At 73.6% G+C, this 22495-nt stretch carries 18 protein-coding genes and 3 pseudogenes; 7 read left to right on the forward strand and 14 right to left on the reverse strand.

All coding sequences use genetic code 11. From position 1 onward, the window contains the following. Positions 1–192: 192 nt before the first annotated feature. From ABZ340_RS13760 to ABZ340_RS13775, 4 genes are all read right to left on the reverse strand, one after another. The gene (locus ABZ340_RS13760; protein ID WP_358781961.1) at positions 193–1140 is read right to left on the reverse strand and encodes a PDR/VanB family oxidoreductase; all 948 of its coding nucleotides are present in this window, start codon (positions 1138–1140) and stop codon (positions 193–195) included. After that, positions 1137–1355, reverse strand: a complete 219-nt coding sequence (locus tag ABZ340_RS13765; protein WP_358781962.1) for a hypothetical protein — start codon at positions 1353–1355, stop codon at positions 1137–1139. The genes ABZ340_RS13760 and ABZ340_RS13765 overlap by 4 nt, the downstream gene beginning before the upstream one ends. Then, entirely contained in the window at positions 1352–2401 is a 1050-nt protein-coding gene (locus ABZ340_RS13770; RefSeq protein WP_358781963.1) for an aromatic ring-hydroxylating dioxygenase subunit alpha, read from the reverse strand. Before ABZ340_RS13770 ends, ABZ340_RS13765 begins: the two co-directional genes overlap by 4 nt. Positions 2402–2528: 127 nt before the next feature. Continuing rightward, positions 2529–3836, reverse strand: a complete 1308-nt coding sequence (locus ABZ340_RS13775) for an MFS transporter (RefSeq protein ID WP_358782021.1) — start codon at positions 3834–3836, stop codon at positions 2529–2531. Positions 3837–4000: 164 nt separating this feature from the next. Between ABZ340_RS13775 and ABZ340_RS13780 the strand changes: the two genes are divergently transcribed. Then, positions 4001–6052, forward strand: coding sequence for a phosphocholine-specific phospholipase C (locus ABZ340_RS13780; RefSeq protein ID WP_358781964.1), 2052 nt, complete (start codon positions 4001–4003; stop codon positions 6050–6052). A 3-nt stretch (positions 6053–6055) separates the two neighbouring features. Here ABZ340_RS13780 and ABZ340_RS13785 read toward each other — a convergent pair whose 3' ends face one another. Further along, complete coding sequence (locus ABZ340_RS13785) at positions 6056–7126, reverse strand: hypothetical protein (RefSeq protein ID WP_358781965.1); 1071 nt, start codon at positions 7124–7126, stop codon at positions 6056–6058. Positions 7127–7473: 347 nt separating this feature from the next. Continuing rightward, a pseudogene (locus ABZ340_RS13790) lies at positions 7474–8193 on the reverse strand (phosphatase PAP2 family protein); the annotation flags it as partial. A gap of 259 nt (positions 8194–8452) precedes the next feature. Between ABZ340_RS13790 and ABZ340_RS13795 the strand changes: the two are divergent. Next, the gene (locus tag ABZ340_RS13795; protein WP_358781966.1) at positions 8453–9067 is read left to right on the forward strand and encodes a TetR/AcrR family transcriptional regulator; all 615 of its coding nucleotides are present in this window, start codon (positions 8453–8455) and stop codon (positions 9065–9067) included. Positions 9068–9404: 337 nt separating this feature from the next. On the opposite strand, the gene ABZ340_RS13800 is transcribed toward ABZ340_RS13795, so the two are convergent. Together ABZ340_RS13800 and ABZ340_RS13805 are read right to left on the reverse strand one after the other, a co-directional pair. After that, positions 9405–9950: a flavoprotein gene (locus ABZ340_RS13800; protein WP_358781967.1), complete on the reverse strand. Its 546-nt coding sequence runs from the start codon at positions 9948–9950 to the stop codon at positions 9405–9407. Further along, a complete protein-coding gene (locus ABZ340_RS13805) occupies positions 9947–11158 on the reverse strand; it encodes a helix-turn-helix transcriptional regulator (RefSeq protein ID WP_358781968.1) in 1212 nt (403 codons plus the stop codon). The genes ABZ340_RS13800 and ABZ340_RS13805 overlap by 4 nt, the downstream gene beginning before the upstream one ends. A 69-nt stretch (positions 11159–11227) precedes the next feature. Between ABZ340_RS13805 and ABZ340_RS13810 the strand changes: the two genes are divergently transcribed. Further along, entirely contained in the window at positions 11228–11605 is a 378-nt protein-coding gene (locus ABZ340_RS13810) for a hypothetical protein (protein ID WP_358781969.1), read from the forward strand. A 503-nt stretch (positions 11606–12108) separates the two neighbouring features. Here ABZ340_RS13810 and ABZ340_RS13815 read toward each other — a convergent pair. After that, positions 12109–12618, reverse strand: a complete 510-nt coding sequence (locus ABZ340_RS13815) for an Lrp/AsnC family transcriptional regulator (protein ID WP_358781970.1) — start codon at positions 12616–12618, stop codon at positions 12109–12111. Positions 12619–12718: 100 nt separating this feature from the next. Between ABZ340_RS13815 and ABZ340_RS13820 the strand changes: the two genes are divergently transcribed. From ABZ340_RS13820 to ABZ340_RS13830, 3 genes are read left to right on the forward strand one after another with little or no spacing between them, the layout of a single operon-like run. Next, the gene (locus ABZ340_RS13820) at positions 12719–13759 is read left to right on the forward strand and encodes a pyridoxal-phosphate dependent enzyme (RefSeq protein WP_358781971.1); all 1041 of its coding nucleotides are present in this window, start codon (positions 12719–12721) and stop codon (positions 13757–13759) included. A gap of 25 nt (positions 13760–13784) precedes the next feature. After that, complete coding sequence (locus ABZ340_RS13825) at positions 13785–14771, forward strand: alpha/beta hydrolase (RefSeq protein ID WP_358781972.1); 987 nt, start codon at positions 13785–13787, stop codon at positions 14769–14771. 35 nt (positions 14772–14806) lie between these two features. After that, a complete protein-coding gene (locus ABZ340_RS13830; RefSeq protein ID WP_358781973.1) occupies positions 14807–15217 on the forward strand; it encodes a hypothetical protein in 411 nt (136 codons plus the stop codon). Between the two features lie 3 nt (positions 15218–15220). Here ABZ340_RS13830 and ABZ340_RS13835 read toward each other — a convergent pair. The 5 genes and pseudogenes from ABZ340_RS13835 to ABZ340_RS13855 form a co-directional block, all read right to left on the reverse strand. Continuing rightward, positions 15221–15364 (reverse strand): annotated as a pseudogene (locus ABZ340_RS13835) (IS630 family transposase); the annotation flags it as partial. Between the two features lie 111 nt (positions 15365–15475). Continuing rightward, positions 15476–16345, reverse strand: coding sequence for a hypothetical protein (locus ABZ340_RS13840; RefSeq protein WP_358782022.1), 870 nt, complete (start codon positions 16343–16345; stop codon positions 15476–15478). A 363-nt stretch (positions 16346–16708) separates the two neighbouring features. Continuing rightward, positions 16709–16819: pseudogene (locus tag ABZ340_RS13845) on the reverse strand (DUF2510 domain-containing protein); the annotation flags it as partial. A gap of 88 nt (positions 16820–16907) precedes the next feature. Beyond that, positions 16908–18062, reverse strand: a complete 1155-nt coding sequence (locus ABZ340_RS13850) for an anhydro-N-acetylmuramic acid kinase (RefSeq protein WP_358781974.1) — start codon at positions 18060–18062, stop codon at positions 16908–16910. 122 nt (positions 18063–18184) lie between these two features. Beyond that, positions 18185–19438, reverse strand: coding sequence for an MFS transporter (locus tag ABZ340_RS13855; protein ID WP_358782023.1), 1254 nt, complete (start codon positions 19436–19438; stop codon positions 18185–18187). Between the two features lie 272 nt (positions 19439–19710). Between ABZ340_RS13855 and ABZ340_RS13860 the strand changes: the two genes are divergently transcribed. Beyond that, the gene (locus tag ABZ340_RS13860) at positions 19711–22392 is read left to right on the forward strand and encodes an AAA family ATPase (RefSeq protein WP_358781975.1); all 2682 of its coding nucleotides are present in this window, start codon (positions 19711–19713) and stop codon (positions 22390–22392) included. Positions 22393–22495: the final 103 nt, after the last annotated feature.

Here is a 22495-nt window from a genome sequence, read left to right on the forward strand (position 1 = left end):
GTGCGCGGACGGCGGACGGTGCGCAGACGGCACCAACGTGCTCAGCGGGAACGTAGAGCCCGCGCCGAGCCACGGTCAATGCCCGTGCCGTCCTCCGTCACACCGCGCGGGGCCCGCGCATCCCGCTGCCGCACCCGCCGTACTCGCCGTGCCCGGGGCGGCCGTTCCCGGCCGCCGGTGCCGCTGCGCGGATCACAGGTCCAGCACGAGCCGCTTCCCCCGGCACCGGGAGACACAGATGAGCATGGTCTCCCCGGCCGCCCGCTCGGCCTCGGTGAGGACCGAGTCCCGGTGGTCCGGGTCGCCCTCCAGGACGTCGGTCTCACAGGTGCCGCAGGTGCCCTCGGTACAGGAGTACAGCACCTCCACCCCGGCGGCGCGGACCGCGTCGAGGACGGACACGTCCGGCGGGACGGTGACGGTCCTGCCGCTCCGCGCCAGCTCGACCTCGAACTCCGTGTCCCCTCCCGGCTCCAGCGCCTCCCGCTCCTTCGGCCGGAAACGCTCCAGGCGCAGCACGCCCGGCGGGCACCGCTCCTCCACCGCGTCCAGCAGCGGACCGGGACCGCAGCAGTAGACGAGCGTGCCGTCCGGGAGGCCGTCCAGCGCGGAGGCGAGGTCCAGCAGCCCCGTCTCGTCCTGGGGCGCGAGGACCACCCGGTCCCCGTACCGCGCCAGTTCCCGCGTGAACGCCATGGAGGCGCGGGTCCGGCCCCCGTACAGCAGCGTCCACTCGGCGCCCGCCGCCTCGGCCGCGGCCAGCATCGGCAGGATCGGGGTGATGCCGATGCCGCCCGCGACGAAGCGGTAGCGCGGGGCGGGCTCCAGGGGGAAGTGGTTGCGCGGGCCGCGCACCCGCACCGTGGCGCCCGGCCCCAGCCGGTCGTGCACGTACGCCGAACCGCCCCGCCCGTCCGGCTCGCGCAGCACGGCGATCCGCCAGGCGTGCCGGCCGGCGGGGTCGCCGCACAGCGAGTACTGCCGCTCCAGGCCGGCGGGGCCGAGGACCACGTCGATGTGGGCGCCCGGCTCCCAGGCGGGCAGCGCCTCGCCCCGCGGATGGCGCAGGGTGAGCGCGAGCACGCCGTCGGCGGCCGGCTCGCTGTGCTCGACGACGAGTTCGGAGTCGTACAGGGTCATGAACCGTTTCCTCGGGGCCGGTGTGCTTCGGGCTGCGGTGCTGCGGGTCGCCGCTCTTCGGGCCGGTGTCCCCGTGGATGCGCGAGCATCCACTCCCACATCGCGACCGGGTCCTCGGCGGTGTGCCCGGCGCCGCAGTGACACGTGCCGTGCAGGACGTCGGTGCCGGGGACCCAGTCGACGCGGTAGATCTCTCCGGTGGCGGGGGAGGTCACCGCGCGCCCTCCTCGACCAGCCGGGCGAGGATGCGGCGGGCCGCCAGACCGCCGGTGTCGATGTTGATGCTCAGCTCCTGGTAGCCGGTGCGCTCGGTGCCGAGCGTCCGCTGCAGCAGGTTGAGCGCGTCGACGTCCTGCATGACGACGGTGTGGTTGTTCTTCCGCAGGAACTCGGTGACCTCGTCGTCGTCGGTCGCCCAGTCCCGGGAGACCGCCCAGAAGTCGTACACCTTGCCGTCGGTGGACGGGGTGATCGCGTACGTGATCTCGGTGTGGAAGCCGTCCGGGTCGCTGCCGTCCGCCCCGGGCACCACCCCGACCGGGGCCACCCTGCTGTGCAGCAGGTACAGGCAGGGGGCGTGGTACTCGATGTCCTGCCACCGCGAGATCCGGCCCTCGATCCCGGTCGACTTGGCGTAGAACGGCGGACACTCGGCGTCGTCCATGTGCCGGCTGACCCGTACGATCCCGGCGCCCTCGTCGACCTCCGTGGTGATCGGCGTCTCGGCGACCTCGGGCGTGCCGATGTACCCGCCGTGCAGATACGTCTCGTGGGACAGGTCGAGGAGGTTGTCGACGAGGAGTCCGTAGTCGCAGTCGATGGGCTCCATGCCGCGCACGGTGACCCAGCCGGGCGCGTCCAGGTGCCGGGCGCGCGGGACGGCCTGCGGGTCGGCGAGCGACGGGTCGCCGATCCACACCCACACCAGGGAGTCCTGCTCGACGACCGGGTAGGAGGCGACGCGCGCGGTGCGCGGGACGCGCTTCTGCCCCGGCACGTACACGCAGGTGCCGGTCGTGTCGTAGGTGAACCCGTGGTAGCCGCAGACGATCCGGTCCCCGTCGAGCCGGGTCGGCGCCTCGGACAGCGGGTACCGGCGGTGCACGCACCGGTCGTGCAGGACGACCGGTGCGCCCTCCCCGGTGCGGTAGAGGACGAGCGGCTCCCCGAGGATCGTCCGGCCGAGCAGTTCGCGGCCCACCTCGTGGGCGTAGGCGGCGACGTACCACTGGTTCCTGGCGAAGGCGGTCGTGTGAGGCATGGCGTTCCCGTCCCTGAGAAGCGGGGCTCCGTCGCCCCGCGTGCCGTGGTTGCCCCTAGGTTCGTGACGCCCGCCACATCCCGGCAAGCCCTCTTCCGCCGGACGGAAGGCGGCCGGTGACCGGTCGTCAGCGGGCGAGCTCCCGGTGCGCCGTCTCCGGCAGCCTCAGGTACACCACCGACGACAGCAGGCACAGCACCGCCACGTACCAGGGGAACAGCCCGGAGTGGCCCAGGTCCTTGAACAGCGTGCCCACGTACGGCGCCGTGCCGCCGAAGAGGGCGACCGTCAGGGAGTAGGGGAAGCCGATGCCGGCCGCGCGCACCCGGGGCGGGAACACCTCGGCGTTGACGGCGGCGCTGATGGAGGTGAAGCCGGTCAGCAGCACCATGCCCGCGCAGCTCACCAGCAGCAGTACGGCGAAGGAGTCGCGCAGGACGTGCAGCAGCGGCACGCACAGCAGGGCGAACCCTACGCCGAAGAAGAGCAGCAGCGGGCGGCGGCCGAAGCGGTCGGAGAGCAGGCCGCCCACCGGCTGGAGCAGGGCGAAGAAGGCGAGCGAGAGGGTGCCGGCCAGCAGCGCGTCCGACTTCTCGACGCCCGCGTTGAGTTCGGCGTACGTCGGCAGGTACGACGTCCAGGTGTAGTAGGCGAGGGTGCCGCCGGCCGTGATCCCGGCGATCAGCAGCGACTCGCGCGGGTGGCGGCGCAGCGCCTCGAACAGGCCCGGGCGCGGCCCGTGCCGCTGCTCGGCGCTGCGGGTCTCCTGCGCGCCCTGCCGGATCCAGAAGCCGACCAGGCTGAGCAGCGCGCCGAGGACGAACGGGACCCGCCACCCCCAGCCGTTCATCGACCGCTCGGAGAGCGTGCCCACGAGCAGCGCGGCGATCCCGGAGGCGGCCAGCTGCCCGGCGGTCGTCGACACGTACTGGAAGCTGGAGAACAGCCCGCGGCGGCCCGGTCCCGCCGACTCCACCAGGAAGGTCGTCGAGGCGGCGAACTCACCGCCCACGGAGAGCCCTTGGAGGAGACGGGCGAGGACCAGGATCACGGGGGCCAGGATTCCGGCCGCCGCGTAGGTCGGGGTCAGGCCCACCAGCAGGCTGCTGCCGCCCATCAGCAGGATGGTGACCGTCAGCGCGGCCCGCCGCCCGTGCCGGTCGGCGATCGCGCCCATCAGCAGTCCGCCCACCGGCCGCATGAAGAAGCCCACCGCGAACACCGCGAACGTCGACAGCAGCGGCACGAGCGAGTTGTCCGCGCCCTTGGGGAAGACCTGGGCGGCGATGTAGGTGGCGAGGAAGGTGTAGGCGTACCAGTCGTACCACTCCACGGCGTTGCCGACGGAGGCGGCGAGGAGCTGGCGCACGGGGCGTCGCGCCGGAGCGGGGCGACCGGGTGCCGAGGTGTGCATGCGTGTCATGATCGCGACCATCCCCGCGCGGCGGGCTTCGAACACCTCGTGTACCGACGACTTTCACGCCCGCGCCACCGTCCCCTTCCCTGACGTTCGGTGCCCCTGAAACACTCCTTCCGCGCGCACTCCGTCACCGACCACCGGCCGGCAGAACCACGTCACAGGGGAGAGGTTCCTCGTCCATGCCCGAAGTCAACCGGCGCCGATTCCTCCAGCTCGCGGGCGCCACCACGGCGTTCGGCGCGCTCTCCGCCACCATCCAGCGGGCCGCCGCGCTCCCGGCCAACCACCGCACCGGGTCGATCGAGGACGTCGAGCACATCGTCGTCCTGATGCAGGAGAACCGTTCCTTCGACCACTACTTCGGCACGCTGAGAGGCGTCCGCGGTTTCGGTGATCCGCGCCCGGTGACCCTGCCCAGCGGCAAGTCCGTGTGGCATCAGACGAAGGACGGCAAGGAGGTCCTGCCCTTCCACCCGGACGCCGACGACCTCGGCATGCAGTTCCTGGAGGGCCTGCCGCACGGCTGGCCCGACGGCCAGGCCGCCTACAACGGAGGCAGGTACGACAAGTGGCTGCCCGCCAAGGGCACCACCACCATGGCCTACCTCACCCGCGAGGACATCCCCTTCCACTACGCCCTCGCCGACGCCTTCACCGTCTGCGACGCCTACCACTGCTCGTTCATCGGCTCCACCGACCCCAACCGCTACTACATGTGGACGGGCCACACCGGCAACGACGGCACGGGCGGCGGCCCGGTCCTCGGCAACGACGAGCTGGGCTACGGCTGGACGACCTACCCCGAGCGCCTGGAGAAGGCCGGGATCTCCTGGAAGATCTACCAGGACGTCGGCGACGGCCTGGACGCGGCCGGCTCCTGGGGCTGGATCGACGACGCCTACCGCGGCAACTACGGCGACAACTCGCTGCTGTACTTCACCAGCTACCGCGACGCCCGGCCCGGCGACCCGCTGTACGACAAGGCCCGCACGGGCACGGACGCCAAGGCGGGCGAGGGCTACTTCGACCGGCTCCGGGCGGACGTGAAGGCGGACCGGCTGCCGCAGGTGTCGTGGATCGCCGCCCCCGAGGCGTTCTCCGAGCACTCCAACTGGCCGTCCAACTACGGCGCCTGGTACATCGCCCAGGTCCTGGACGCCCTCACCGCCAACCCGCAGGTGTGGGCGAAGACGGCCCTGTTCATCACCTACGACGAGAACGACGGCTTCTTCGACCACGTGGTGCCGCCGCTGCCGCCGGAGTCCGCCGCGCGGGGCAGGTCCACCGTCGACGTCTCCCTCGACCTCTACCCGGGCGACGGCAAGCGCCCGGCCGGCCCCTACGGGCTCGGCCCGCGCGTGCCGATGCTGGTCGTCTCGCCGTGGAGCAAGGGCGGCTACGTCTGCTCCGAGACCTTCGACCACACCTCGATCATCCGGTTCATGGAACGCCGCTTCGGCGTGCGCGAGCCGCAGATCTCCCCGTGGCGGCGGGCCGTCTGCGGCGACCTGACCTCCGCCTTCGACTTCTCCCGCAAGGACAGCCGCCCGGTCGGCCTGCCGGACACCGACGGCTACGAGCCGCCGGACCGCGAGCGCCACCCCGACTACCGGCCCACCCCGCCGGCCGACCCCGGCATGCCGAAGCAGGAGCGGGGCCTGCGCCCGGCCCGCCCGCTGAAGTACGCCCCCTACGTGGACGGCTCGGCGGACCCGGAGACCGGGACGTACACGCTCACCTTCGCCTCCGGCGCCCGGGCCGGCGCCGCCTTCCTCGTCACCTCCGGCAACCGCACCGACGGCCCTTGGACGTACACCACCGAGGCCGGCAAGACGATCTCCGACACCTGGAACCCGGCGTACTCGAAGGGCGCCCACGACCTGACCGTGCACGGCCCCAACGGCTTCCTGCGCGCCTTCCGGGGAGCCGGGAAGGCCGCCGGACCGGAGGTCACCGCCCGGCACACCGGCGACGACGTGGAGCTGACCTTCACCCACACCGGTACCGGCACGGTCCGGCTGAGGCTGGCCGACGCCTACGGCAACCGCACCACGACCGTCACCGTGCGCCCCGGCGCCACCGTGAAGCGCCGGATCGACCTCGCGGCGAGCCGGCGCTGGTACGACCTGACCGTCACCTCCGAGGCGGACCCGGCCTTCCTGCGCCGCTTCGCCGGACACGTGGAGAACGGGCGGCCCGGGGTGAGCGACCCGGCCACCGTCACCGAGTAGCGGCTACAGAGGCGTGAGGTGGCCCGGCTCCTGCTGCGGGGGCCGGGGCACCAGCGCCGGTCCGGCCGGCGAGACGGGGCCGGACTCCAGGGCGAGGACGGCGGCCACCGGGTGGTCGTCCCGGTGCGGGGCGGGGGTGGCCGCGGCCTGTCGCCGGGCGCCGCCCCGGTGTGGGGTGCCGGACCACTGCCCGGCGCCGTCCCGGTCCTGGTTCTGCTTCTGGTCCTGGTTCTGGTCCGGGGACCGGCCGGGGCCGGTGGCGGCGGCGCGGGTGAGCAGGAGCACGCCCCAGGCGGCCAGCGCCGCCCCGGCCAGAGCCAGCAGTACGCCGACGGGGCCGCCCTGGAGCCGTTCGCCGAGCAGACAGAGGCCGATCACCGCGGCGGCGACGGGATTGGCCAGGGTCACCACCGCCAGCGGCGCCCCCAGGCCGCCCCGGTACGCCGTCTGCGCCAGCAGCAGCCCGCCGGTCGCGAAGGCCGCGACGAGCAGCGCCACGCCGATCACCTGCACGCCGAGCAGCGGGCCCGAACGGTCGGTGACGGCGACCGTCACCGTCTGGGTGAGCGCCGACGCGACCCCGGAGGCCACCCCGGACGCGGTCGCGTGCCGCAGCCCCGGCCGGGAGCCCGGCCACGACAGCGTGCCGATCAGCGCGGCGGTCACACCCGCCACCACCAGCGCCTCGGGGACGCTGAGCACGTCGTCGGGCGCGGGACCGGACGCGGTGATCAGCAGCGCGCCCAGACCCAGCAGGGTCAGACCGGTGCCACGCCACTCCACCGCGCTCACCCGCCGCCCCGCGAGCCGCGCCCCCATGGGCACCGCGGCCACCAGGGTGAGCGCGCCGAGCGGCTGGACCACGGTCAGGGGGCCGTACTTCAACGCCACGACGTGCAGCAGCGCGGCCGACGCGTTCAGCGCCACCGACCACCACCACGCGCTGCTGGCCAGCAGCCGCAGCGTGCCCGCCCCGGCGGACCGGGACGCCAGCCGCTCCTGCGCGACGGCCGCGGCGGCGTAGGCGACGGCGGAGACGAGGGAGAGGACGACGGCGAGCAGCGCGGCGCTCATCGGCCCACCCCGAGCAGCCTGCGCCCGGCCGCACCCGTCCGCCCGGTGGGAGGCGAGGGCGGCGGAGCCGCGCGGATGATGGCCGGCAGGGGTTTTTGAGCGGTGACCGGCATGGATTCCCGTGCAGCGACCGGCATGGATTCCCGTGCAGCGACCGGTATGGATTCCTGTGCGGTGACCGGCATGGATTCCCGTGCAGCGACCGGTATGGATTCCCGGGTGGTGGCCGGTGCGGGTTCGCGGGCGGTGACCGGTGCCGTCCGCCGCTGCCCCGCCACGGCCGGGAGGGCGTGCCCCGCCACGGCCGGTCGCGGCGTGTGCCGGGGGCGCACCGTGGTGGCCGCCTTCCGGTGCGGCGGACGGATCACCGCGAGCGCGAGGCCGAGCAGGGCCGTCGCCACGATCGCGTCGAGCCAGTAGTGGTTCGCCGTTCCCACGATCACCAGCAGGGTCAGCAGCGGATGCAGCAGCCACAGCGCGCGCAGCCGCGACCGGGTGGCTGCCATCAGCCCGATCGCCAGCATCAGAGCCCAGCCGAAGTGCAGCGACGGCATGGCCGCGAACTGGTTCGACAGGTGGTCGCTCTGCGGCGGGCCGTAGACCGAGGGCCCGTACACCCGCGCGGTGTCGATCAGGCCGGTCGCGGCCAGCATCCGCGGCGGGGCGAGCGGGAACGTCAGGTGCAGCACCAGCGCGGCGGCGGTCACCGCGGCCAGCACCCGGCGGACCCAGACGTAGTGCGCCGGCCGCCGCAGGTACAGCCAGACCAGGAAGGCCGCGGTGGCCGGGAAGTGCACGGTGGCGTAGTAGGTGTTCGCCACGTGCACGAGGGCGTCGCCGTGCAGCAGCAGGGACTGCACCGTGCCCTCGCCGGGCAGGTGCAGGGCGCGTTCCAGGTCCCACACGTGACGGGCGTTGCGGAACGCCTCGCCGGTGTGGCCGGTCGCCAGTTGGCGGCCGAACTTGTAGACGAGGAAAAGCCCTGCGACGAGCAGGAGCTCACGGATGAGCGGTGGCCGCGCTGACGCGTCGGGCTCCGCTTCTGCAGGCTCGGTGCGGGCATTCATCCCCCGGCCCCTTCGCTGACGGTGGTGCGTGTGGTGGTGTGGCGGAGCTGGTGACTCGCCGGTTCTGCCGGGCTCGCGGGTGGTGAGCCGACCGGTACGGGAGGGTGACGGTTCTCATCGATACGTTCCCGTACCGATACGCAAGTGTACCGATACGCCCGAGTACCGGTACACTGGCGTATCGATGGCCGTACGACACACTGGAGCACAGGTGGAGTACGGGCCCTTGGCCACCGGATCCGAGCGAGGAGTGCAGCCGATGACGCCGCAGGCCGCGGACCGACCGGACACGGTCGTCGCCTCGCGCCGCTCCAAGATCACGCCCGAGCGTGAGCAGGAGTTCTTCGACGCGGTCCTCGAACAGATCCGGGAGTGCGGGTACGACGCCGTCACCATGGAGGGCGTCGCCGCCAGCACCCGGTGCAGCAAGTCCACGCTCTACCGGCAGTGGAAGACCAAGCCGCAGTTCGTGGCGGCGGCCCTGCGCTCCCACCGCCGGGTGCGCTTCGCCGGCATCGACACCGGCTCGCTCGCCGAGGACCTGCGCCAGGCGGCCCGGGCCGCGGGCGAGTGGTCGGGCAAGGACACCCGGCTGCTCCAGGCGCTCGGGCACGCCGTCATGCAGGACCCGGAACTCCAGCAGGCCCTGCGGGAGGCGCTCGTCGAGCCCGAGATCGCCGCGCTCCGGGAGATCCTGGACCGCGGGGTGGCGCGGGGCGAGGTTCCGGCCGGCCATCCGGCGCTGGAGTACGTGCCCGCGCAGATGTTCGGCGTCCTGCGGGTGCGGCCCGTCGTGGAGGGCGAGTACGCCGACGCGGACTACCTGGTCCGTTTCGTGGAGGCCGCCGTGCTGCCGGCACTCGGCCTCACCTGAAGACTCAGGCCGCCGTCCACGGGATGACTGGACGGCGACCTGACCGCGCCGACCCGTGGGGACGGGGGCGGCGCGCACCCCCCGGCCGGGTGGGACGCCTCTTGAGCGGAGGGGCGCCCCACCCGGCCGTTCCGTCACCGGGCCCGGTGGGGGAGAAGACGGCCGGACGTCCCCGCGCCGCACCTGCCGCAGCTCCGCGCACAGCCGCGCGTACTCCTTCCGCCGCCCGCCGCGAGCGGCACCGCCGGGTGCGGCCCCAGGGCACGGCTCTCCGCGTCGAGCTCGTCGGCAGGCCCACGGCACCAGGGGCGGCAGGCTCAGGGAGCATGATTTAGGCCTACGAGCGCCTCACCTGACGCCGAACCCCATCAAGTGCCTTCTCCCAGGGATACGACTTCGGGTCCCCCTGCTTCGGCGGATGCGACTCATACCCGTCCGGCCCGTCGAGGACCAGGACACCCTGTTCCCGCAGCGCGGCGATCGAACGGGCCACCGCAGGCTGCGCACCCTGCGCCCGGTTGAAGTACGGCATCGCCACCACCGGCAGGCCCATGTTCACCGCCTCCGACGGCAACCCGATCGCCAGCGTGTCGCTGATTCCCGCACCCCACTTGTTCAGCGTCGTGCACGACATCGGCGCCACCAGCATCGCCGTCGCTTTCGGCAGCGCGTCCTTCTCCCACGGCAGCTTGTACCGCGACCGCACCGGATGCCCCGTCAAGTCGATCAGCTCCTGCATCCGCGGCTCCCACCAGGCGGCGGCCGACGGCGTGAGGACCAAACACACGTCCCAGCCGTCCGCCTGAGCGGCACGGACTCCGTCGTCGATGTACTGGGTGGGGCCCGCAGCGCAGGCGATCAGGTACAGAACCGGCTTCGTCATGTCCGGAGTCCACAGCGCTTGGCCAACGCGCGCAAGCCCGGCCCCGGATGAGCCGTCACCCCGACGACGTCCTTCACCAGATTTACCGTGTCCGGCCGACCGCGCACCTCTTCGGGCGCCAGTTCGTCGGCCTTCAGAAGGGCTTCCGCGGCGTCGTCCTTGCACCGCGTCAAGAGCGAGGCGCGGGCCATCGCGACATGGTGGCCGACCTGCCGCTCTCGGGACAGGCCGGCGAGTGCCTCGGGCTTGAGGTCGCCGGCGGCTTCGAGGGCGGACCAGCCGTCCTCGAAGCGGAGCAGCACGTCCATCCGGTGGAGAGTGACGTTGGTCGGGCCGAACTGGGTGTAGTCCTCGTCGCGGTCACCACCTTGTCGCCTGGCGACGTCCTCTGCTTCGTCGACGTAGTCACAGGCTGCACGGACTCGACATGGGGTCCGCTCCTGCGAGGACGCGGCGAGCGCGGCGGACAGGTAGAGCATGCCGAGGGTGGACAGACCGAGCGGCCCGCGTTCGGTGAGGTCGGCGGACAGCCGGCGAGCGGCAGCCGTAGCGAAGGCGACCGCGGCCTCCGGCCGCTGCTGGTACACCAGGCTCTTCGCGATCCGTCGTGCCGCAGCCCCCGTCTGTACGGGGTCGCCGGACCGTTCGGCGGCGGCCAGCGCACGGTCCGCGGCGAGCGCTGCCTGGATCGCCGTCGCCGAGCCGTACTTGTGCAGGTACGAAGTGGCGAGCTGGTAGACGCGGGACAGCAGGGCCTGCGCGTCCGACTGCTCACCTACGCCTGCGGCGTGCGCGGCCTGCTCGGCACCACGGATCAGGGCCGGCAGCTCCCGCGCGAGCGTGGCGTAGTGGCACGCCTGGAACGCCTCACAGCAGTACGTGAGGCGCCGCTGCAGTACGCCCGGCGCGGATGGGTCATCGCTGCTGCCCGGGGCGTACAGCGCGTCGATGACGGCGAGGGCCTCGGTGGGCGGGCCGCTACCCGCCGGCGGCGGGGGCGGGCTGTCGGACAAGAGCTGCTCCAGGGGGACGCGCAGGACTTCGGCCGCGCGCACCAGCACCGACAGACGAGGGTCCTGTTGGCGTTTCCCGCCTTCGAGGTCCTGCACCCACCTCTTCGTCTGCCCCATGAGCCGGCCGAAGTCGGTCTGGGTGAAGCCGCGCAGGCCGCGCCAGTAAGCGATGCGGCGCCCGATGCCAGTGTCCATGTACGCCCCCGAAACAAGGCACGCGCTTTGCGTGCCCCCTCTGTTGTACCGCGGCCTACGGTCCTGTGTGTGAGACGTATCACCTCGACCGTGGAGACCCCAGCCATGCCGGACACCGTGACCGGCACTACCCGCGAGATCCCACCCGAGGCGCTGGTCCTGCTCGTGCTGCCCCCGCTCGACGTGCTGACCGCCGACCAGGCCCGCGGCGCGGTCTGCGTCTGGGGCGCGGAACGCCTCACCACGGAGACGGCCGTCGACCTCGGCGAGCGGACGGACCCGGAGGCTGGACGGTGGTGGCCGCGCGCCTGCCACCGCCACATCGGCATCCGCGCGCAGCTCGCCCTCTACACCCACGTCGCCATGTGCGAGCCCTGCGTCGACGACGTCGGCCGGTGCGAGACCGGCCGCGCCCTGTCCCGGCTCATCAGGAAGTACCGCCGATGACGCCCTCGGACGCCATGAGCCCGCCCCCCGCCCTCGGGGTGCTCCCTCCCGAGCCGCCCCCGGTGACGGGATGCCGGACGTGCCGGAGCCTCGCACGGGAGCGGGAGGAGGCCCGGTCGGCGGGAGACGGCTCGCGTGTCTCGGACTGCAACGTCCTCATCCGCGCCCACCCCCATGGTCCCCGGCCCGGCACCCGGCAGGGCTGAGACTCCCGTCGGCGTCGTAGGACGAACGCGGCGCCGGCGGGCCGGGCGGTCGTCCGGGCAGGGGAGCTCGAACGGCCGCCCGCACCAGATCCCGTCACCGGCTCGCGCACCGACCGAGCCGGTGACGGCTCAGCCACGGCCCGCCTCCGTAGCACCGACTCCGGTCGGGCAGCCGCTCACCGCCCGCCCTTCGACGACCCCCGGCGTAACTGGCGCATTCCGGGGGCCGTTCGGCTTTCCCGTGGGAGACGGATCTTGGTCACCAGGGCTGAGCGCCCTTGTCAGGGACTCCAACGGTCACCCGTCTTGTGGCCGAGAGGGCTGTGGCCCGGGAAGCGGGAAGGCGAGGCCGGTCTTGACGGTCTCGAAGACGACCAGGGTCTCGTAGCGCCTGATGTTGTCGTCCGACTTGAACAAGCGGTCGCCGAGCCGGCTGCAGTCGCGCGTGCTCCTGGCGGCCAGGACGACCACGTAGTCCCAGGGACCCGCAACCTGGTAACACTGCTGAACCTGCGGATCCGAGCACATCCGTCGGGAGAACGCGCGGTGGTGCTCGAAGGATTCCTGATCGAGCGTCACCAGCACCGTGGCCAGGACGGCGGGGTCGAAGCGCTGCGGGTCGAGGACAGCGACCTGCCTGGTGATGAGGCCGTCCTTGCGGTAGCGGGCGATCCGCCGCTGGACGGCGCTCGGTGAGAGCCCGACTTGTTCACCGAGGGCGTGCAGGGTCTGCCCGGCGTCGCGCTGGAGCAGGTCCAGCAACAGGGCGTCGATTTCGTCCAGATGCAGCGGAGGCGGTTCGGGCACGCAAAAATATTGCGCCGCGGCGCGAAAATTTTCAATCGCTTCGACCGGGCGTCCGCATAGCGTCAGGTGAGTCCGCAGCCCCCGAGGAAAGACGTTGCGCATGGATCTGGACGTGGCGCGCATCGAGCAGGCCGTGCAAGTGATCGATCCGGTATTCCTGAACACCCCGCAGTATCTCGACGAGCAGCTGTGCAGGGCGCTGGACGACCGCATGGTGACGGTGAAACTGGAAACCGCCAACCCGGTGCGCAGCTTCAAAGGCCGGGGCGCCGACCTGATGCTGAGCACGCTCGCCCCGGGCACACCGGTGGTATGCGCGAGCTCGGGCAATTTCGGGCAGGCCCTCGCCTACGCGGGACGCGCCCGCGGGATGCCGGTCGAGGTGTTCGTGCCCGAGACGGTCAACCCCGCCAAGCGGGAACGGATGGAGACCTTCGGCGCCCGGGTCATCGTGGCAGGGGCGGACGGCTCGGCGGCTCGCGCGGCGGCAGCCGCCCACGCCGAACACCATCCCGACCGCGTCCACCTGCAGGACGGCCTGCAGGCCGCGATCGCCGAGGGCGCCGGGACGATCGGGGTGGAGCTGACCCGCGGCGCATCCGGTGGCACGTGCGGTCCGCGCTTCGACGCCGTCGTGCTCCCGGTCGGCGACGGCGCGCTGATCAACGGCGTGGCTCGCTGGATGAAGGAGTACGCACCCGGCACCCGGATCGTGGGAGTCAACGCCGAGGGCGCCCCCTCGATGCTGGCAAGTCTGCGCGCCGGCCGCGCGGTCCCTGTCGAACGCGCCCGCACCTTCGCCGATGGAATCGCGGTGCGCAGCCCGCTGGATGCCTCGGTGCGTCGAGCCCGTGCCTTGGTGGACGAGATGGTCCTGGTGACGGACGAGGCCATCGCCGCCGCCATGGAGCTGGCCGCACGCACGCTCGGGATCGTCCTGGAACCGGCGGGGGCCGCGGGCTTGGCGGCGATCGCCGAAGGCGCGGTCGCCGGTGTCCGCTTGGCGACGGTGCTGACCGGCGCCAACCCGCGTCCCGAGCAGGCATGGGAGCTGGCGGCCCGGTTGGCGCGGCCGTCCGCATGGCCATCGGTACTACCGGGCTCTCGAACCCCCGAGGGGCATCGAGTCCCACAGGACTGACAACTCCGCAGAGCAAGGAGAGACCATGACCGAGATCACAGCCACGAAGCGGCCGGCGGCGCCGGACTGGGAGGCGGTGACGGATGAAGAGCTGGCCGCCTACCGGAACGCGGAGAACCGCTGGCGGGCGTCCACCGCGGCGCGGGCGATGACGGGGGAACCGGATCCCGGCGCCGCGATCGGCTGGCGGGAACTGGCGTTGCCCGGCCGTGAGCTGCCGGTCCGGGTGTACCGGCCGGCCTCCGGGCGCGACGGTGACGGCACCGACCGGACGGACCTGCCACTCGTGCTCCACGTGCACGGAGGCGGCTTCGTGGGCACGGCCGTGCAGAGCGACTGGGTGAACAGCCATCTGGCCGTCCGACTGCCCGCCCTCGTCGTGTCGGTCGAGCACCGCCTGCTCGCTCCGGGCACCCCGCTGTCGGCCGCCGTCGACGACGGCTGGGATGTCCTACGGCACCTGCTGCGCGATGCCGCTCAGTGGGGCATCGACCCGGCGCGGACCGCGGTCTTCGGCGAGAGCTGTGGCGGGCTGATCTGCGCAATGGCAGCGATCCGGGCCAGAGACGCCGGCCTGCGGCTGCAGGCGCAGGTGCTGGTCAACCCCGTTGCCGACGTGACCGAAGCGATGTTCGACCATGACTCGGTCACCCGGCACGCCCACACCCCGACTCTCACCGTGCCCCAGCTGCGACTTCTCCAGCGGCTCGCTGTCCCGTCCGGTGCCGACCCTCGCGCTCTCTCGCCGCTTCACGCCGAGGACCTGAGCGGGCTGGCCCCGACGCTGGTGGTGATCCCGTCCCACGACCCGCTGGCCGATCACGGCCGCCGCTACGCCGAACGACTCCAGGCATCCGGGACGCGTACACGGCTTGTCGAACACCCCGGAGCGGGGCACGCGTTCCTCAGCTTGCCGGCCGTGGCGCAGCAGGCCGGGCCCGCGCGGGTGGAAATCCTCGAATTCCTCCGCACCTCTCTCGTCGGACGAAGCGGAAGGGCGACAGCCCGATGATGACGAGACACCCGGAGCGAGGGGCTGTCGCGGCGATGTACACGGGCCTCGGTCTCACCGTTCTCGCGGCGGCCGTTCCTTACGCCGACCGATCCGCCACCCACCTGATGGCCGACCACATCCGGTCCGGCTACCCCGGCTATGACCAGGCGCGCATCGACACGGCCGTCGACGCCTACGTGGTCCTGCTGTCGGTCGTCGGGGTGCTCGGCGTCGTCTGCTGGCTCGGGGCGGCCTGGGCTGTCAGGGCCGGCAAGCGGTGGGCCCGGCCCGCCTCCGCCGTGATGCTCGTGTTCGGCATCGGCGTCGGGCTGGCCGAGCTGCTCACCAAGGACACCTCTGGTGCGACCGGCCTGCCGCCGGCGCTGGGCTGGGTCGGCATGGCCCCGTGCCTGGCAGGTCTTTGGGCGGTCGTGCTGCTGTGGCGACGACCGCAATCGGCATGACGTCGGTGCCCGGTTCCCACCGGCCGCGGCGAGCAACATCGTCGCGCGCCGGTGGCGCGCCGAGTCGGTACCGCCCCGGCGCACGATCTGCTGTAGCCGCTGCCCTTCCTGGCCGGTCGGTCTGCGCACACGGACAGGCTCGGCCACAGCGCCTCCAGCGGTCGGATCGGATGTCACCGCACATCCGACCGCCACGGCCGCCGCCCCGGCGAACCCCTGCGGTCGGAGCAATAGCCGCAGCTCACTCCCTGACAGGCGTTACACCCGCTCTCCGTCGTTGCCGCCCCCGGACGCCTTCTCGATGCCTTTCGTGATCTCGTCGATCACGCCCTGCCCCTCGCCGACGTCGACGCCGAAGCGGACGACGACGATCTGCTCGGGGTTCTTCGGCGCGGGGAAGGCGAGCGACTCGACATAGCCGTCGGAGCCCTTGCTCGTGACCGCCTTCCAGCGCACCAGGTAACCCTTCTGCCCGGCCACGGTCACCGCCTCGGACGCCAGCACCTCGTGCGAGGTGATCGAGCCGTAGCCCTTGCCGTAGGACTCCTCCGCGTTCGCCGCGATGTCCGCCTTGGCGACCTCCTCGGCGGTGCCGCCCTTGGTGCCGAGCAGCATCGCGGGCGCCGAGTACGCGCCGCCCTTGGTGCAGGACTGGGAGGTGTCGCCGGGGCACGGGTAGGAGTCGTCCGACGTCACCTGCGCGCCGACCTGCATCTGCTGGCCGTACCAGCCGTCCGGGACGGGCAGGCTGATCCCGCTGAGCGCGTCGGTCACCGACCCGCTGTCGACCTTCGGCGGATCGGACGGGTCCGGGGACGGCGAGGCACCGCCGTCCCCGTCCCCGAAGGGGCCGCCCGGACGGTCCCGGTCCTGCTGCCGGGGTGCCGCGCCGCGGTCGCTTCGGTCGGTTCCGTCGGTGAGGGCGTACACACCGACGCCGATGCTCGCGAGGACGGCCGCGGCCAGGCCCACGGCGATGCCGGTGCGCAGCCCCCGCCGCCGTCCGGCCGGCGGCTGCGCGGGATACGCCGGGTAGCCGGGGTAGGCGGGGGGACCGGGAAACGCGGCCTGTCCGGGATACGCGGGGGACCCGGGATGTGTGGGCTGTCCGGGGGAAGCCTGCGGCACCGAGTACGCCGGGGGCCCGGCCGGCGTGCCGTCGGCTCCGGACCCGGCCGGTGTTCCGTCGGCCGGTGGCTGCGTCGGCTGTTCGGTGCGCGCCGGCGGTTCGGACGGTGCCGCGGTCGCCGGAGGAGGGCCGGACGGTGCCGCGGTCGCCGACGAGGGGCTGGGCTGTGCCGCGTCGGCCGGTGTCCGTGCCGGCTGCTCGCCGTGTTCCGGTCGTCCGGGCTCGGCCGCGTCCGTGGCCGCCGGCTGCCCGGGCAGCGTTGCCGCTCCGTCCGCCGGCACCGTTGCTTCCGCTTCCGCTTCCGCTTCCGCTTCCGCTGCCGACGGCGATGGAGGCGGCGGGTCCCCGGCGTCGGGCCCCGCGGAGCGGATCCGGTCCGTCCACGCCTTGCCGTCCCACCAGCGCTCGGTCGCGGGACCGTCACTTGTCTGCCCGGGGTCCGGGTACCACCCGGGAGGAGTCACCTGCGTCATGGGCCCACCGTATGAGGCGTCGGTGAAAGCGCGATGAGAGGACCGGCCTCGAGGTGGCCCGGGCGGGTGCGCCCGCCGGACGTCCGGGTCACCCCAGCACCAGCCGCACCGGCCGCTCCCGCGCCGGCGGCGGCAGCCGGAACCCGTCCCGGCCCGGCGTCACCGACCCCAGCACGCTCGGGTGCCGCGCCCCGGTGCTCGCCGGGTCGGTGCCCGGCAGGCCGTGCGCCGTCAGGAACCCCAGGACCGCGAACGCGTACGCCTCCTTCGCCTGCGCCGGCAGCCCCAGTTCGTCGGAGGTGCGCAGCGCCGTCCCCGGCAGCGACCGCCCGAGCAGGTCCATCAGGACGGGATTGCGGGTGCCGCCGCCCGAGGCGATCACCTCCGTGGCACCGGCCGCCCGCACGGCGTCGGCGATCGTGCGGGCGGTGAGCAGGGTCAGCGTGGCGACGACGTCCTCGGCGGGCAGCGCCTCCCACCCGGCCAGCGCCTCCCGCAGAAGACCGGCGTGGAACAGCTCCTTGCCCGTCGTCTTGGGCGGAGGCAGCGCGTAGTACGGCTCGGCGAGCAGCCGCTCCAGCAGCGGCCCGTGCACCCGGCCCCGGGCGGCCAGCGCCCCGTCCGCGTCGTACGCCGCCCGCCCGCCGCCGTACTCCCGCACGGCCGCGTCGATCAGCGCGCAGCCCGGCCCGGTGTCGAAGGCGGTCCCGTCCGGCGCGGTGAGGTTGGCGATCCCGCCGATGTTCAGCGCGACCGGTGTGCCCGGCCGGCCGCGCAGCCACAGCAGGTCGACCAGGCTGACCAAGGGGGCGCCCTGCCCTCCGGCGGCGATGTCACGCGGCCGGAAGTCGGCGACCACGGGCAGCCCGGTCGCCTCGGCGATCCAGGCCGGCTGCCCGAGCTGGAGGGTGCCGTGCGCCCGCCCCCGCTCCACCCAGTGGTAGACGGTCTGCCCGTGCGAGGCGACCAGCTCGGCCCGGCCGGAGCACAGGTCGCGGTCGGCGCGGACGGCCGCCGCGGCGAACGCCCGCCCGATCCGGGTGTCGAGCCGGCACACGTCGGCGAGCGTCACACCGGCCGGCGGCAGCGCGGCGGCCAGCGCCTCGCGCACCTCGTCGTCGTACCGCTCGCTCACCATCCCGAGCGGCTCCAGCACCAGGGTGTCCCCAGACAGCCGCAGATCGGCCGCCGCCGCGTCGATGGCGTCGTACGACGTACCGGACATCAGCCCGATCACTCTCATCGCCCTCGTGGCCTCCAACGCTCCCGTCGCCCCCTTAACCTCCGTCGCCCCCTTAGCCTCCGTCGCCCCCTTAGCCTCCGTCGCCCCCTTCACCTCCGTCACCTCCGTCACCTCCTCCGGACTCACCTCCCCTCCTCGGTGGCGGCAGGCGCCCGGCGTCCCGTCCGCCCGGGTACGGCGGCCAGGGCGAGCGCGCTCACCGCGCAGGTGGCCGCCGCGTAGTACGCGGGGACGTCCACGTTCCCGGTCCGCTCCACCGTCTCGGTGATGACGAGCCCCGCGCAGCCGGAGAACACCGCGTTGGACAGCGCGTAGGCGAGTCCCAGCCCGGTGTAGCGCACCCGCGTCGGGAACATCTCCGACAGCAGTGCGGGCCCGGGCCCCGCCATCAGCCCCACCACGGCCCCCGCGGCGAACACCGCCGCCCCCTTCGCGGCGTTCGAGGCGCCCGGGTCCTGGAGGAGGTTCAGCAGCGGAAGGGCCGACACCGCCACGAGCAGTGCCCCCGTCAGCATCACCGGCCGCCGCCCGGCCCGGTCGCTGAGCAGCCCCGCGGGGACGATCGTCACCGCGAACCCCAGGTTGGCCAGGACGGTGGCGAGCAGCGCCTGCCGGAAGCTCGCGTCCAGGCTGCTCTGCAGGTACGACGGCAGGACGACCAGGAAGGTGTACCCGGCTGCCGCCCAGCCCATGATCCGCCCCGCGCCCAGGGCGATCGCCCCCGCCACCTCCCGCGCGGGCGGCGTCACCCGCTCCCGCTCCTCGCGGAAGGCCGGCGTCTCGTCCAGCCGCAGCCGCAGCCACAGCGCCCCCAAACCCAGTGGCAGCGTCAGCAGGAACGGCAGCCGCCAGCCCCACTCGCCCAGCTGCCGCTCGGTCAGCACGGTCGCCAGCAAGGCCGCCGCTCCCGCCCCGCCGAGCAGCCCGAGCGCCACCGTGAACGACTGCCACGACCCGTACAGCCCGCGCCGGCCCGGCGGGGCGAACTCCGTCATCACCGACACCGCGCCCCCGAACTCCCCGCCCGCCGACAGCCCTTGCAGCACGCGCAGGAAGGTCAGCAGCCACGGCGCGAGGGCACCGGCCTGCGCGTACGTCGGCAGCGCGCCGATCAGCGTCGTCGCGGCCGTCATCAGCGAGATCACCAGGACCAGCACCGGCCGGCGCCCGATCCGGTCGCCCAGCCGGCCGAACAGCGCCGCGCCGACGGGCCGGAAGAAGAACGCCAGCGCGAACGAGGCGTACGTCTTCACCAGGGCCTCGGCCTCGCCACCGCCCTCGGGCGTGAAGAACCGCTCCGCGATGACCGTCGCGAAGTAGCCGTAGACACCGAACTCGTACCACTCGATGAGATTGCCCACCGAGCCCGCCACCAGCGCCCGCCGGCCCCGCGCCCCGCCCCGGTCGCCCCGGTCCCGCGGGTCCCGCCTCGCCTTTTGGTTGCCTTCCTCTCCCAACTTCCCTTCGCCTCCCCACTGCTGACTGACCGTGAGGTGCCGCGCGGCCGGTGAGAGGCCCCGTGCGTCGCCCTCCTGTACCCGGTGTCACCCGTCTCGGCAAGTCCTGCCCGGACCGCTCACCACTCAGTCCGCGGGGCGGCTACGCTCAAGGTCTGTACGTCGTTCGGGCGACTTGGGGAGGTAGCGGGATGACGGAGGTACGGCCCACGGCCGCCACCTCGGCTTCCCTGTGGGAGCGCGATCAGGAGATCGCCGTTCTCACACAGGCGGTCGACGCCCTGTGCGCGGACCGCTCGTCGCCCGGCACCGTTCTGGTGCTGCGGGGCGAGGCGGGACTCGGCAAGACCGCCCTGCTGGCCGAGGCCCGGCGCATCGCCGAACGCGCCGGCTGCACGGTGTGGTCGGCCCGCGGCGGCGAGACCCTCCGGTCCGTCCCCTTCAACGTGGTCCGGCAACTGCTCCAGCCCGCCCTGGTGACGATGCTCCCGGAGGAGGCGCGGGAGTACCTCGGCGACCGGTACGACGTCGTCGGCCCCGCCCTCGGCATAGCGGACCCCGGTGAGCGGCAGGCCGACCCGCAGGGCGTCTGCGACGGCCTCGTCACCGCCGTGCGCCGGCTCGCCCGGCGGGAGTACCCGCTGGTGCTGCTCCTCGACGACGTCCACTGGGCCGACCAGGAGACCCTGCGCTGGCTCGCCGCGTTCGCCGAGCGGCTGGAGGACCTGCCTGTCCTGGTCGTGGCCGCCCGCCGGCCCGGTGAGGCCGACGGCGAGAGCGCCCGTCTCCTGGACACGGTCGCCGCCGCGGCCCGCCCCCTGGCCACGCTCAGCGCCCTCACCCCGGAGGCGACCGCCGGGCTCACCCGCGCCACGCTGGGCGCGCACGCCGACGCCCCGTTCTGCCGCGAGGTGTGGGCCGTCACCGGCGGCAACCCGTACGACACCGTCGAACTCCTCGCCAAGGTGCGCGACAGCGAGCTGGAACCGGTCGAGGCGCAGGCCGGTGAACTGCGCGCCCTGAACCGCGCCGCCCGCGGCGGCGGCCTCGTCTCCCGCTTGGAGGACCTCGGCGTCGACGCCACCCGGTTCGCCTGGGCGGCGGCCATCCTCGGCACCGGCATCACCGTCGACATGGTCGCCCGGCTCGCCACCATGGACCGTGACGACGCCGTCCGCTGCGCCGACCTGCTCCGGGACGCCCGCATCCTCACCGAGCCCGATCCCGCCGCCGGACCGGCCGTCCTCGGCGAGCTGGAGTTCGTGCACCCGCTGATCGCCAGCGCCGTCTACCACTCCATCCCGGACGCGCTGCGCCGCGCCATGCACGGCATCGCCGCCCAGATCGTCGCCGACCTGGGCCTCGGCGCCGCGGCCGCCTCCCGCCACCTGATCCAGGTCCACCCCGAGGACGACCAGGAGATCGTCGAGCAGCTGCGCGAGGCGGCCCGCGAACACCTCGCCGTCGGCGCCCCCGACGCGGCCCGCCGCTGCCTGGAACGCGCCCTGGACGAACCGCCGTCGCCCGACACCCACGCGCGCGTGCTCTACGAGCTGGGCTGTGCCACGCTGCTCACCGCGCCCGCCACCACCATCGCCCACCTGCGCAGCGCCCTGGCCATGCCGGGCCTGGACGGGCAGGCACGCGTCGACGCCGTCTTCCGCCTCTCCCAGGCGCTGACCCACAACAACCAGCTCGACGAGGCCCTGCGCACGGTCGGGACGGAGGCCGCCCGGCTCCCCGACGGGCCCGCCCGGCTGCGGTTGCAGGCCGTCCGGTACATGTGGGAGGGCATCCACGCCGGGGAGACGGCCTCACCGGACCGTTCCGCGCGCCTGGCCGCCCTCGCCGCCACCTGCACCGGCCGCGACAACGCCGAGCGGGCCCTGCTCATCCTGCGCGGCTTCGACGCGATGACCCACGGCGAGAACGCGGAGGAGGTCGCCGAGCTGTGCGACCGCGCCCTCGTCAACGGCCGTCTCGCACCCGGGCTCGGCTGGACCGACACCGAGTGGGGCCTGGAACTGCCGATGATGCTGGCCAGCTCCTACGCCTACACCGACCGCCTCGACCGCGCCGAGGCCCTCTTCACCGACGCCCTGCGCGCCTACCAGTCCGCCGGCTGGAGCGGCGGCCACCTCGCCCTCGCCCACGCCTACCTGGGGCTCGGCCACCGCCGGCGAGGCCGCCTGACGGAGGCGGAGGACGCCCTGCGCGAGTCGCTGCGGCTGGCCGAACGGGTGGGCAGGGGCCTGCCCCTGTACTGGTCCGCCACCTGCAACCTGGTCGACACGCTGCTCGCCCGCGGCCATGTCGACGAGGCATGGTCGATCGCCGAGCAGTACGGCTTCGCCCCGCCGTACCCGTCCACCATCGTGCTGCCCGACCCGCGCTCGGTGCGCGGCCGGCTGCTGCTGGCGGTGGGCCGCACCGAGGACGGCATCGGTGAACTGGAGGCCGCGGAGAAGGCGGCGGCCACCCGCGGCCACCACAACCCGGTGCTGGTCCCGTGGGCGGTCGACCTGGCCCGGGCCGTCGCCGCCGAGGACCCCGCCCGCGCCGCCCGGCTCGCCTCCGACGCCCGCCGCCAGGCCGAGCGCTTCGGCACGGACACCGCCATCGGCGAGGCCCTGCGCTGCGCCGCCGCCCTGGAGACCGGGCAGCGCGCGGTCCGGCTCGCCGCCCAGGCGGTCGCCTACCTGGAGGCATCGCCCTGCCAGTACGAGCACGCCGCGGCCCGCGTCGAGTACGGTATCGCCGCCCGCTCGACGGCCGAACTGGAACGGGGCCTGGCCCTGGCCCGGTCGTGCGGCGCCGACGGTCTGGCGGCACGGGCCGAGAAGGCCCTGCAGGCGGTGGGCGTACCGCTGTAGCCCACCGCCCGAGGCGGGTGGCACGCCCACGCGACGCGCCACCCGGAGACGATGCCCCGCCCCGGGGGGATGGAAGCGCACGCACACGGTGCACCGCCCCGGG

The sequence above is a fragment of the Streptomyces sp. NPDC006134 genome (genome assembly GCF_040628835.1).
Taxonomy (GTDB): Bacteria; Actinomycetota; Actinomycetes; order Streptomycetales; family Streptomycetaceae; genus Streptomyces.